Here is an 11,930-nt window from a genome sequence, read left to right as displayed (position 1 = left end):
AAAAAAGGCCGGGTTTCCCCGGCCTTTCGAGCATCTGCGATGGCTTTATCGCGTGGGGCGGATGATGAATTCCACCCGGCGGTTCGCCTGACGCCCCTCGGCGGTCAGGTTGCTCGCAATCGGCTGGTCCTCACCACGTCCGATCGGCACGACGCGATAGCTCGGCACGCCCGCATTGACGAGGATGCTTGCCACCGATTGTGCGCGCTGGCGCGAGAGCCGCATGTTATAGGCGGCGTCGCCCGTGTTGTCGGTATGTCCGATGACCTCGACGGTGGTGTCCGGGTAGCGGTTGAGGCTGCCCGCCAGCGTGTAGAGATCGCGCTGGAGATCGGGGCGCACGGCGGCGCTGTCGGTGGCGAAGAGCACGTCTTGCGGCATCGTCACGATCAGTTGGTCACCCGAGCGCACCACGCTCACGCCGTTGGTCGTAAGGTCGCGGCGCAGTTCGGCCGCCTGTCTGTCGAGCTGGCTGCCGATGGCGCCGCCGACAAGGCCGCCGACGATGGCGCCCGCGGCCGCCTTGGTCAGCTTCTCGTCGCCCTTGCGGGTCGCGCCGATGGCGCCGCCGATCAGCGCGCCGGTGATGGCGCCTGCATTGCGGTTTGCGTTGGGATCGGATTCGTTGGCCGGGACGCAGGCGCTCAGCGCGATCGCGGCGGCGGCCCCAAACAGGATCGTCTTGGTCTTGAGAAGGGTGGTCATTGCTCTGTCTCTGCCTTGTCTCATCGCCTCCCTCAGAGGCTTGCGCAAAGCATACGCTTAAAATTCAAGCTTGTTCCATGGCGATTTCAGATCGCGCGAAATTCCGCCCATCACGTTTTGGGCAGTGTTTCGCGACCGGTTTCCGGCAACGGTTGCTGATCCGCATCGGCGCGCGCGGCCTCCCAGCCGAGGATCGCGCGCTTGACGCCAAGGCCCCAGTGGTAGCCTCCGAGCCCGCCGGATTTGCGCAAGGCGCGGTGGCAGGGGATCAGGAAGGAGATCGGATTTCGGCCAATCGCGGTTCCGACCGCGCGCACGGCCTTCGGGTTGCCGATCGCCTCGGCGATGTCGGAATAGGTGGTGACGTGGCCGGTTGGAATGGCGAGCAGCGCCTCCCAGACCTTGATCTGAAACGGCGCCCCGATCAGCGTCAGCCGCGCCTCGCCGCGTCGGGCGAAGGCGGCATCGACCCAGGGGCGCAGCGGCTCGGGGTCTTCGGTGAGACGGGCCTCGGGCCAGCGCCGCGCGAGATCTTCGAAGGCCGCGCGCTCGCCCATTTCGGCGGTGAAGGCCAGACCACAAAGCCCTTGCTCGGTGCCCATCGCTATGGTGGGGCCGAACGGGCTGTCGAAGCGGCCCCAGCGGATCGTTACCCCGTCGCCACCGCGCGCGAAGGCGCCCGGCGTCATCGCCTCCCAACGCAGCACGAGATCGTGCAACCGCCCCGTGCCCGAAAGACCCGCGCGGTCGGCAACCTCTTCGAGCGGCAGGCGACGGGTGAGCAGCTCGCGGATGAAATCGAGCGTGAGATATTGCTGGTAGCGTTTCGGTGAGACTCCGACCCAGGCCGAGAAGAGCCGCTGGAAATGCGCGGGGCTCATCGAGAGCCGCTCTGCCAGCGCGTCGAGCGCGAGCGTCTCGCCTGCGGCCTGTGCGGCGTCGATCTCGGCCAAAGCGCGGGCGATGACCTGATAGTGATAGCGCGCGGAGATGTCGTCCTGTGCGGTCATGGTCGGGCCTTTCTGTTGCCCCGATCCTAGGGCGGAGAACGCCCTCGCGCGACCCGAAAGCTGCGCATCTAGGCTACGAGACCCGTGCGCTTGTCGTCATTGAGGTGCAAGATGGCCTCGACTTCCCACGGAGCGAGCCAGCTTCGCGCGGCCTGGCGGTGCAACGCGCCGAGTTGCGGGCCAAGCGCCGAGCGGATTTCGGGAGGCAAGAGCGAGGCATAGGCGCGATCGGCATGGACCGCGCCGAGCCAGAGCCCGCCCGCCGAGATGATCTCGGGCGCGTCGAAGAGGAGCGAGTAGAGCACATGGCGATCGGCCGGGGCCGCAGGCGTCAGCGTGCGGGCGGGGGCGAGCATTTCCGGCGCGCCGAACCACAGATCGAGCTGGGCGCTGGCCAGCAAGAGCCCGGTCGCGGGGCCCAGCAGCAGATCCTGATCGGGTTGGGCCGTGCCGAAAGCGCCCGTCGCGATACGGCGGGGGCGGCAGGTTTCTGGCGCGCCCACGGGCAAGACATGCTGGCCCAGCCAGAGCAGCGGCTGATAGCCGTGATCGCGGGTCAGCACCCTGTCGCCGGAGCGCAGCCAGTCGATCGGTTGGGGGCCGGCCTCGGTCGCGACCATGGTGCCTGCGCCAAGCGTGGGGATCATCGCAATTTCTTGCGGACTTGCCTCGCGACCAGAGGACCAGTCGGGCTGCGCGACGGGATAGCCATGGCCGGGTGCAAGCCATTCCGAAGGGATGAAGAGCATCAGCTCCCCCCCGATTTCGATCCGGTCGAGGCGGATCGCGTGTTCGGGCCCGTCAAGGATCACCGGCAGATCCGCCTCAAGCGTACCTTGCGCGATTTCGCGGCCAGCCGGGTCGATCAGCCGGACCTGCGTGCTGCCGGGAGGTCCGGAGACGATGCGCCACAGATCCGTGCCATGGTCGAAATCCGGCGCCAGTCGCCAGCAGTTGCGGACCCAGTCATGTTGCAGGCTGCCCGGCGGGTAACCGAATTCCATCGCGCCCATCCCTTCTCTCATCGCCGCCACTTTGGCGCGGGCAGGGCAAAGAGGCGGTTAATCGGACCGCGACCAATTGCTTTCAATTTTCGCCAATTCCACCGTGACCGCGGGCCGCTCTTGCCCTCCGGGCGTGCGGGGGGCAAAAGAGCTCATGGTCAAGCAGTTCGATTATGCCACGATGAAAGAGGTCTTCGCGCGGTTCGAAGCCTCCGAGCCCCATCCCAAGGGGGAGCTCGAACATGTCAACGCCTACACGCTGGTGGTGGCCGTGGCGCTGAGCGCGCAGGCGACCGATGCTGGGGTGAACAAGGCCACGCGCAAGCTTTTCGCGATCGCGGATACGCCCGAGAAGATGCTGAAGCTGGGCCTCGAGGGCGTGACCGAGCATATCAAGACGATCGGGCTGTTCCGGCAGAAGGCGAAGAACGTCATCAAGCTCAGCCAGATCCTCGTCGATCAGTATAACGGTGAGGTGCCATCGTCTCGCGCGGCGCTGCAATCGCTTCCGGGCGTGGGGCGCAAGACCGCCAATGTCGTGCTGAACATGTGGTTCGGGCACCCGGCACAGGCGGTCGATACGCATATCTTCCGCGTCGGCAATCGCACCGGCATCTGCCCGGGCAAGGATGTCGATGCGGTCGAGCGCGCCATCGAGGACAACGTACCCGTCGAATACCAGCGCCACGCCCATCACTGGCTGATCCTGCACGGCCGTTATATCTGCGTGGCGCGCAAACCCAAATGCAAGGCCTGTCCGATCGCGGACCTGTGCCAGTTTGAGGAGAAAACCCTTTGAAACAGTATCAGGTCGTCGGCATCGGCAATGCCGTCGTGGACGTGATCGCGCAATGCGATGACAGCTTTCTCGAGCATATGGGGATCGAGAAAGGGATCATGCAGCTGATCGAGCGTGAACGCGGCGAGACGCTCTACGGCGCGATGAAGGAACGCACGCAGGCGCCGGGCGGCTCGGTCGGCAACACGATCGCGGGTCTGGGCAATCTGGGGCTGACGACCGCGTTTATCGGGCGCGTGCGCGACGACACGCTGGGCCGGTTCTACGAGGCGGCTTTGCATGGCGAGGGCACGGATTTTCCGAACCGGCCAGTGAAGGATGGCGAATTGCCGACCTCGCGCTCGATGATCTTCGTGACGCCCGATGGCGAGCGGTCGATGAACACCTACCTTGGCATTTCGGCTGAGGTCTCGACCGAGGATGTCAGTCTCGAGGTGGTCGAGAACACACAGATTCTGTTCCTCGAAGGCTACCTCTTCGACAAGGATCATGGAAAGGCCGCGTTCCTGAAGGCGGCGCAGGGCTGTCACCGGGGCGGTGGCAAGGTGGGGATCGCGCTGTCGGACCCGTTCTGTGTCGATCGTCACCGCGCCGATTTCCGCCGTCTGGTGCGTGACCAGATGGATTACGTGATCGGCAATCAGCACGAGTGGGAATCGCTCTACCAGACCGATCTGGAAGCGGCGCTGAAACAGGCGGCGGCAGAGTGCGAGATGGTGGTCTGCACGCGCTCGGGCGATGACGTGGTGCTGATCCGGGGCGACGAGCGGGTGAGCGTCCCGGTCAAGCGCGTGGTGCCGGTGGATGCCACCGGCGCTGGCGATCAGTTCGCGGCCGGATTCCTCTATGGCTATGCGACGGGGCAGAGCCTCGCGACGGCGGGCAAGATGGGCTGTATCGCGGCGGCCGAAGTGATCGGCCACTATGGCGCGCGTCCCGAGGTGGATGTGAAGGCGCTTTTCGCCAATCAGGGGCTCATCTGAGCCCGGCCAGGCGCGCCCGCAATAGGGCGCGCCGCGAGCCTTAGCGCATCAGCAGCATCGGGCCGAGCGGACGCCCTGCAAGGATATGCAGGTGGTAATGCGGCACTTCCTGCACGCCATTCTCGCCCGCATTGGTGATCGCGCGGAAGCCCTCGCCGCCATGTCCCGGCCCTGCGCCGATCATCTTGCAGATCTCGGCCACGGCGCGGTGAAAATCGACGATCTCGGCATCGCTCGCCTCGGCGCAGAAATGATCGAGGGTCACGTAGGGCCCTTTCGGGATCACCAGCACATGATCGGGCGCTTTCGGCGCGATGTCGCGGAAGGCCAGCGTGTGCTCGGTCTCGAGAACGGTGTTGTTCGGGATCTCGCCGCGCAGAATTTTCGCGAAGATGTTCTGGTCGTCATATTGATAGGGCATGGCGGGTGTCCTCAGTCGCGGAAGATGTAATCGAGTTCGGCCAATTCCTGCGCCATATCCGAGGGGATGTCGAGCGCATGGGCCAGGGCGCGGGCGTTGTCCTCGAGGTCGCCGCCTTCGCGCATGAGCGCGTAATTCTCGAACTCGGCATCGCGGATCTGTTCGGATTCGTGGGCGAGATCGGCACGGATCGTGGGCAGGACCTTCTCGAGCACATGGGGCGGCGTGTTCTCGCCCGCGAGCCCCACGCGCTGCGCATGGCCCGCGAGATAGTCATCCGAGAAGTGGCATTCGATTTCGAGTAAGCGGGTCTGGCAGCGATCCGAGACGAAATCCTTGATCACCGGCAGGGACGCGGGATCGACGCAAAGCACCATCCGGTCGGCCTTGTGATAGTCGAAGAGCATCCGCATCAGTGCCCGGCGGTGGCGGTTGCGTTTTTCCTGGTTCGTCTCGATCCCGCCGAGATCGGGCAGCGGGCCCATTTCGTTGAAGACATAGTCGAGCGCGGGGACATGGCTGCGTTTGCGCAGCTCGGCCAACAAGCGTTTGGCGACGTGCCATTTCTTGCAGATCACGAGGATCAGCGTGCGCTCGCGGCCAAGCGTCGCCTCCGCCTCCCAGAAGCGCGGGGCAAAGCGGCGCCCGATCCGCCCGCGCGCGGTGAGGAAACGGTGCAGCTCGCGCCCCTCGTTCGAGATCGCGAAATTCTTGCCCTCTTCGTGCCAGAGCGCACCCAGGCGGTCCTTCAACTCGGTCGCCTCGGGGCTGATCTTGCGCGCGAAGAGATAGTCCTGGGACAGCAGAAGGTCGTAGTGGTCGTTATAGAAATTCGCCGGCATCCCGTAATCGGTGAACATCAGGAAGGTCAGCGTGCGGGTGCGGATCTCGTTTTCGGGCACAAGATGGCGCACGATGGTCTGGAAGAAGGTCTCGTCCGGGATCCAGGTGGTGCGGAAGAAGCGCATCACATCGGGGCGGTCCTTGATGAAATCGAGAACCCATTCGATCGTGCGTCGGCGCAGGCACCACCATTGCGAGCCGATCATCATTTGAAGATCCGAGGGCACCTCGCGCGCGAGATTGAAGCGCTTCTGCATCTCGTAGGTGAAATAGAACCGCTTGGGCTGGGTGCGCTCGTTGAACCAGTGGCGATAGATCAGCCGGTCTTCCTTCATCCCGGTCTTGATCCAGCCCGAGCTGTGGAAGTCGAAGCTCTCAATATAATCGACCTCCTCGGCGTCGAGGAAGCGATGCGCGTATTCGGCCGATTTGATCTGCATGCAATCGCCCGAGAGCATGTAGAAATGGGTCGCGCGGGGAAAGTCCTGTTCGGCAGCCCTCACCGCCTCGAGCGTGGCCGCGACGAGGCTCCATGCGCCCCAGCCGCATTTGATCCGCTTCTTTGCGAAGGTCACGTTCGGGTTGCCATCGAGCGCCTCGCGTAGCATCGCGTAATGGGCGGGCTTGGCGCGGGCGTCGAAATGGATCGCCACATAATCGCCCGTCGCGGTCAGCCGCTCGGCCTGGGCGATGATACCCTCGGGATCCTTGTGAGTGAGCAGAATGAAGGCGATTCGGGCCATGAGGGAAACGATGTGGCGGCTCTTGTGGCGATTATCCGTCTTGTTACCGTCAATGTACGTTGAAAAGACAGGATTTCTTTGCTCTTTAGGGCATATTTATTACGACTGCGCTACCCGAGCCGGAACAGGGCGCTCTTGGAGGAAGACGAATGGGATTTCCCGGAACCTGGATGACCGAGAGCGAGAGCGTCGTCTATCGCGTGGTGCCCAAATGCGCCTGCTCGTCGATCGGCCAGATCATGTTCTATTCCGATCACGGCCGGTTCTTCGATGGAGATATCCACGATTCCAAGACAGGCCTGCACAAGTGGTCGCAGGAGGAAAGCCAGAAGCCGATTTCCGAGAATGTCAGCGCGCACAAGAGTTACGCCTTCACCTGCGTGCGCAATCCCTATCAGCGCATCCTGTCGTCCTTCTTCGACAAGATCGCTGGCATCCAGCGCAACGGCAAACGCTATCGGGGCAACCTCGTGCCGCAGCTGATCCAGAAATACGGGATCGAGGTCGGCTCGCCCGAAGACAATTTCGATTTCGACCAGATCGCCTCGTTCCGCCGCTTCCTGCTGTTCGCGCGCGACACGATCCGCTGGCGCCGCCCGATGGAGCCTGACATCCACTGGTCGGCCATGTCGGGCCATATCGCGACGTTCATCGTGAATGGCGGGCGCTACGACAACATCTTCTTCACCGAGAAATTCAACGAGGGGATGCAGTCGGTGCTCGACCATATCGAGACCCCGGTGAAAGTTGATCTCGCCAAGGTGCCGCGGTTCAACGAATCCGAAGGGCATGGCCCGAAGCGCGCCCATAAGGTGAGCGAGTATTTCGACGACCTGTCGCGCCACCTGATCTGGGAAATCTACAAGAAGGATTTCCAGCTGTTCCAATACGACTTCGAAGATCCGGACAACAAGATGCCGATCGGAGAGGTCAATCTCGACGAGGTTCACGCCAAGCTGGGCGATTGATCACCAGCGCTTGAGCGCATCCTCGTCCTCGTCTTTCGCCGCAACCCATGCGGTGCCCTCGGGACCATGTTCCTTCTTCCAGAACGGCGCGCGGGATTTCAGGTAATCCATCAGGAATTCGGCTGCCTCGAAGGCGGCGACCCGGTGGCGGGCGGCGGTGGCGACCATCATGATCTGCTCGCCCACGCCGAGCCGTCCGTGGCGGTGAATGACGATCACATCGGCCAGTTTCCAGCGTTCGATCGCCTCGCCCACGATCTTCGCGATCGCGCGTTCGGTCATGCCGGGGTAGTGCTCGAGCTCGAGCGCCTCCATCGCGCCGGTGTCATCGCGCACGATGCCGGTGAAGCTGACAACGGCGCCCACATCCTCGCGCCCTATGCCGAAACCGGCCATCTCGACACCCAGATCGAAGGGCTCGGCCTGAACGGAAATCTTCATCTCAGCCGCCCGTCATCGGCGGGAAGAAGGCCACCTCGCGCACGCCTTCGAGCGATGCGTCGAACTCGGCCAGATCCTGATCGAGCGCCACGCGCAATGCCGTGAGATCGGCAAAGGCCGCCTCATAACGCGGTTCGCGCGCTTTCAGCTCTTCGACGAGATCGGCAACCGTCGCGGCCTGCGTCTCGACGGTTTCGCGTGGCAGACCGATGCGCTCGCGCACCCAGGCGAAGTAGAGAACGTCAATCATGCCCGGGCTCCTTCAGATAGGGCAGGGCTTTGCGGAAATAATCCCAGCCGGTAATCGCGGTGAGGATGGCGGCGATCCAGACCAGCGCGAGGCCCACATGGGTCGCGATATCCGCAAGGCTCGCCCCCGTCGGGATATCGCCTTCGCCTGCGCGCGGTGCGCGTCCTTGCTCGAGATAGGCGAGGCCGGTTCCCAGAAAGAGAATGGCGATGGCCACCATCTGCGCGGTGGTCTTCCACTTGGCGAGCTTCGTTACCCGCAGCCGCCCGGCATCCGCGCCCAGAAATTCGCGCAGCCCAGAGACGAAGACCTCGCGGAAGAGGATCACGGTGGCGGGCAGGATCAGCCAGGGGTTCATCCCCGAATAGCCCGTCAGGACCACCAGCGCGATCACCACCATCGCCTTGTCGGCAATCGGGTCGAGCATCGCGCCGAACTTGCTCTCCTGTTTCCAGGCCCGCGCCAGATAGCCGTCGAACCAATCCGTGATCGCCGCGCCGATGAACAGCGCCAGCGCGAACCAATCGGCCCAGGGGCGCGAGAAATAGAGGAACATGACCGCCACACCGGGGGCAGCCAGGAGCCTGAGCACGGTCAGGATATTGGGAAGCGTCCATCTCATGGGAGGCAACCTAACGGCGCGGTTCAAAAAGCGGAAGAGGGCGCGTTAACGGGTCGCGGGGTCGCGATAGTCATGTGTCCGGCCGTTACGGTCGGTGACGCGCCAATGGCCGGGGCTGTCCCCTTGGGTGAAATGGTCCGCGGTGATCGGAACCTTGCCGTGGCCGCCGGGGATGTCGAGGACGTAATTCGGCAGCATCGTGCCCGAGCAGCGGCGGCGCAACTCGGCCATCAGCGTTCGACCCTCGGTGATGGTGGTGCGGAAATGCGAGGTGCCGCGCGCAAGGTCGCAATGGTGCAGGTAATAGGGTTTGACGCGGAGCTTCGTGAGGGCGCGGAGTAGGGTTTCCAGCGCATCGGCGCTGTCGTTGATCCCGCGCAGCAGCACCGTTTGCGAGAGCATCGGAATGCCGTGATCGACGAGCCGCGCGATGGCGGTACGGGCGGCGGGCGTGAGTTCCTGCGCGTGATTGGTGTGCAGCACGATCCATGCGGTCGGCGCTGCGCGGAGGATATGGCAAAGCGTCTCGGTGATCCGCTCGGGTGCGACCACCGGGACGCGGGTATGCAGTCGGATCTGGTCGAGGTGCGGTATCGTCGAGAGGCGTTCCAGCACCGAAGCGAGCCTGCGGGTCGAGAGCGTCAGCGGATCGCCCCCGGTCAGGATCACCTCGCGGATCGCCGGGGTCGCGGCGATATAATCGAGCGCGGCGGTCAGTTGATCTTCGGGTAGCGGCCCGGTCTCGCCCACGGTTTCGCGGCGGAAGCAAAAGCGACAATAGACATCGCAGGTCTTCGTGATGTGCAAGATCACGCGGTCTGGGTAGCGATGGGTGAGGCCGGGCACCGGGGAATGCGCGTCGTCGCCGATCGGGTCTTCCAGTTCTTCGGGGCGGGTGGTCAGTTCCTTTGCCGAGGGGACGAATTGGGCTGCGACCGGATCGGCAGGCTCGGCAATCGCGCCACGCATCTCGGGCGTGACGCGGATGCGGAATTCCTCGGCCACGCGCTCCAGATCAGCGCGCGCCTCGGGCGCGGTCAGCCCGTCGCGTTCCAGATCGTCCACGCGGGTCAGCGCGCGGGGGTGGCGGCTGTGATCGGTCATCTCAGCCCTTCTCGTTGAAGAAATTGTGGATCGTCTCGGCCATCGCCTCGGAGATCCCGTCGACCTCCATCAGGTCGATCGGAGCCGCGCGGCTCACCGCCTTGGCCGAGCCGAAATGCGCCAGCAGCGCACGTTTGCGCGCCGCCCCGATGCCGGGGATTTCATCCAGCGGGTTCGCCATCTGCGCCTTGGCACGTTTCGCCCGGTGGGTGCCGATCGCCCAGCGGTGCGCCTCGTCGCGCAGGCGTTGGATGTAATAGAGCACAGGTGATTGCCGCGGCAGTGCGATCGGGCGCTGGCCGGTGCGGTGGAACTCTTCCTTGCCGTGGTCGCGGTCCACGCCCTTCGCGACGCCGACCATCGCGATGTCGCTCACACCCATTTCGTCCATGATCTCGCGCACCGCCGAGACCTGCCCCGCGCCGCCGTCGATCAGCAGAAGATCCGGCCAGGCGTCGGTCTGCCGCTCGGGGTCTTCCTTAAGCAGGCGCGTGAAACGGCGGGTCAGCACCTCTTTCATCATCCCGAAATCGTCGCCCGGGGTCAGGTCCGTGTTCTTGATGTTGAACTTGCGATACTGGCTCTTGATGAAGCCCTCGGGGCCCGCGACGATCATGCCGCCGACGGCATGGGCACCCTGGATATGCGAGTTGTCGTAGACCTCAATCCGGGCGGGCGGCTTTTCCAGCCCGAAGGCCTCGGCCACGCCCGCCAGCAGCTTCGCCTGTGCCGCAGATTCCGACATTTTGCGGCCAAGGCTCTCGCGGGCGTTGCGCGCGGCGTTTTCGACCAGCTCGGCCTTCTCGCCCCTCTGCGGCACCGCGATCTCCACCTTGCGCTCGGCGCGCTCGGACAGGAACTCGGCCAGCAGGTCCTCGTCCTCCACCGGATGCGATAGCAACAGCAGCCGGGGGGGCGGGCGGTGCGTGTAGAACTGCGCGATGAAGGCCTGCAGGATCTCGGGGGCCTCTGCCCCGGAGCCGGTCTTCGGATAGAAGTCGTGATTGCCCCAGCTCTGGTTCGCACGGATGAAGAAGACCTGAACGCAGGCCTGCCCGCCCTCGAGATGCAGTGCGATCACATCGGCCTCGGGCACGGTGCGTGGGTTGATCCCCTGGCTTTGCTGCACATTGGTCAGCGCCTTGATCCGATCGCGCAAAGCCGCTGCGCGTTCGAATTCCATCGCGTCCGAGGCGGTCTGCATCTGCTCGGCCAGTTCTCGCTGGATCGTGGTGGACTTGCCTTGCAGGAAGCGCTTCGCATCCTCGACCAGCTCGGCGTAATCGGCCTCGGAGATCTTGCCGACGCAAGGGCCGGAGCAACGCTTGATCTGGTATTGCAGGCAGGGCCGGGTGCGGCTGTCGAACATCGCGTCCGAGCAGTTGCGCAGCAGGAAGACGCGCTCGAGATGGTTGAGCGTGCGGTTCACCGCGCTGGCGCTGGCGAAGGGGCCGAAGTAATGCCCCTTCTCCTTACGCGCGCCGCGATGCTTCTTGATCATCGGGAACGGGTGATCGGTCGCTATCAGGATATTGGGGAAGCTCTTGTCGTCGCGCGCGAGCACGTTGTAGCGCGGTTTGAGTTGCTTGATCAGGTTCTGTTCAAGCAGCAGTGCCTCGGTCTCGGTGCGCGTGGTCAGGAACATCATCGAGGCGGTTTCGAAGATCATCCGCGCGATCCGCGCCGAGTGCCCCGAGGGCCGCGCATAGTTCGACACCCGCGCCTTCAGGTTACGCGCCTTGCCGACATAAAGCACCTCGCCCTTCGCGTTCAGCATCCGGTAGACGCCGGGTGAGCCGTCGAGCCGCTTGAGGTAATCCGCGATCAGCGCATGACCGGTCAGCCCGTGCTGCGGGCGTGTCGCCGGGGCCGGGCTGAGAGTTTCGTCGCTGTGATCGTGGTCGTTCATGAGCAGGTTTCGATTCTCGGTTCTGGCTGCAATCTTACCCGCATGGGATCAAGAGGAAACATGTCCACCAATTCTGGGGATAACTCTGTTGGCAAATATGTGGGACAGGGAGGGCGGGCCTTAATATA

At 64.0% G+C, this 11,930-nt stretch carries 13 protein-coding genes; 3 read left to right on the top strand and 10 right to left on the bottom strand.

Features of this window, described 5'->3' with window-relative positions:
• Positions 1-45: 45 nt before the first annotated feature.
• The 3 genes from BMI90_RS01365 to BMI90_RS01355 all read right to left on the bottom strand — a co-directional run bounded on the left by BMI90_RS01365 (position 46) and on the right by BMI90_RS01355 (position 2,719).
• Positions 46-705: an OmpA family protein gene (locus BMI90_RS01365; protein WP_078525204.1), complete on the bottom strand. Its 660-nt coding sequence runs from the start codon at positions 703-705 to the stop codon at positions 46-48.
• A gap of 110 nt (positions 706-815) precedes the next feature.
• Positions 816-1,715: a methylated-DNA--[protein]-cysteine S-methyltransferase gene (locus BMI90_RS01360; protein WP_078525202.1), complete on the bottom strand. Its 900-nt coding sequence runs from the start codon at positions 1,713-1,715 to the stop codon at positions 816-818.
• Positions 1,716-1,783: 68 nt separating this feature from the next.
• Positions 1,784-2,719 carry a Hint domain-containing protein gene (locus tag BMI90_RS01355; RefSeq protein ID WP_168172704.1) on the bottom strand — a complete coding sequence of 312 codons (936 nt, stop codon included), beginning with the start codon at positions 2,717-2,719 and terminating at the stop codon, positions 1,784-1,786.
• Between the two features lie 154 nt (positions 2,720-2,873).
• Between BMI90_RS01355 and nth the strand changes: the two genes are divergently transcribed.
• Entirely contained in the window at positions 2,874-3,518 is a 645-nt protein-coding gene (gene nth / locus BMI90_RS01350; RefSeq protein WP_078525198.1) for an endonuclease III, read from the top strand.
• Positions 3,515-4,501 (top strand): adenosine kinase, encoded by a 987-nt coding sequence (locus BMI90_RS01345; protein ID WP_078525196.1) that lies wholly within the window; start codon positions 3,515-3,517, stop codon positions 4,499-4,501. Before nth ends, BMI90_RS01345 begins: the two co-directional genes overlap by 4 nt.
• A 40-nt stretch (positions 4,502-4,541) precedes the next feature.
• Here the strand turns inward: BMI90_RS01345 and BMI90_RS01340 are convergent, their stop codons facing one another.
• Together BMI90_RS01340 and BMI90_RS01335 are read right to left on the bottom strand one after the other, a co-directional pair.
• Positions 4,542-4,922, bottom strand: coding sequence for an HIT domain-containing protein (locus BMI90_RS01340; RefSeq protein WP_078525194.1), 381 nt, complete (start codon positions 4,920-4,922; stop codon positions 4,542-4,544).
• A gap of 11 nt (positions 4,923-4,933) precedes the next feature.
• Positions 4,934-6,508, bottom strand: a complete 1,575-nt coding sequence (locus BMI90_RS01335) for a DUF5928 domain-containing protein (RefSeq protein WP_078525192.1) — start codon at positions 6,506-6,508, stop codon at positions 4,934-4,936.
• 149 nt (positions 6,509-6,657) lie between these two features.
• Here BMI90_RS01335 and BMI90_RS01330 point away from each other — a divergent pair, with 149 nt between their 5' ends.
• Positions 6,658-7,476 (top strand): sulfotransferase family protein, encoded by an 819-nt coding sequence (locus BMI90_RS01330; RefSeq protein WP_078525190.1) that lies wholly within the window; start codon positions 6,658-6,660, stop codon positions 7,474-7,476.
• Here the strand turns inward: BMI90_RS01330 and BMI90_RS01325 are convergent, their stop codons facing one another.
• The 5 genes from BMI90_RS01325 to uvrC are packed head-to-tail and all read right to left on the bottom strand — an operon-like array spanning position 7,477 to position 11,802.
• Positions 7,477-7,917, bottom strand: coding sequence for a molybdenum cofactor biosynthesis protein MoaE (locus tag BMI90_RS01325; RefSeq protein WP_078525188.1), 441 nt, complete (start codon positions 7,915-7,917; stop codon positions 7,477-7,479). It abuts the gene before it with no gap.
• 1 nt (position 7,918) lies between these two features.
• A complete protein-coding gene (gene moaD, locus BMI90_RS01320; protein WP_078525186.1) occupies positions 7,919-8,167 on the bottom strand; it encodes a molybdopterin converting factor subunit 1 in 249 nt (82 codons plus the stop codon).
• Entirely contained in the window at positions 8,160-8,789 is a 630-nt protein-coding gene (gene pgsA / locus BMI90_RS01315) for a CDP-diacylglycerol--glycerol-3-phosphate 3-phosphatidyltransferase (RefSeq protein WP_078525184.1), read from the bottom strand. Before pgsA ends, moaD begins: the two co-directional genes overlap by 8 nt.
• A gap of 45 nt (positions 8,790-8,834) precedes the next feature.
• Positions 8,835-9,893, bottom strand: coding sequence for a lysine-2,3-aminomutase-like protein (locus BMI90_RS01310; RefSeq protein WP_078525182.1), 1,059 nt, complete (start codon positions 9,891-9,893; stop codon positions 8,835-8,837).
• A gap of 1 nt (position 9,894) precedes the next feature.
• A complete protein-coding gene (gene uvrC, locus BMI90_RS01305) occupies positions 9,895-11,802 on the bottom strand; it encodes an excinuclease ABC subunit UvrC (RefSeq protein WP_078525180.1) in 1,908 nt (635 codons plus the stop codon).
• Positions 11,803-11,930: the final 128 nt, after the last annotated feature.

It is taken from the genome of Thioclava sp. L04-15 (assembly GCF_002020275.1).
Classification (GTDB): domain Bacteria; phylum Pseudomonadota; class Alphaproteobacteria; order Rhodobacterales; family Rhodobacteraceae; genus Thioclava; species Thioclava marina.
This window is presented reverse-complemented; position numbering and strand designations above follow the sequence as displayed.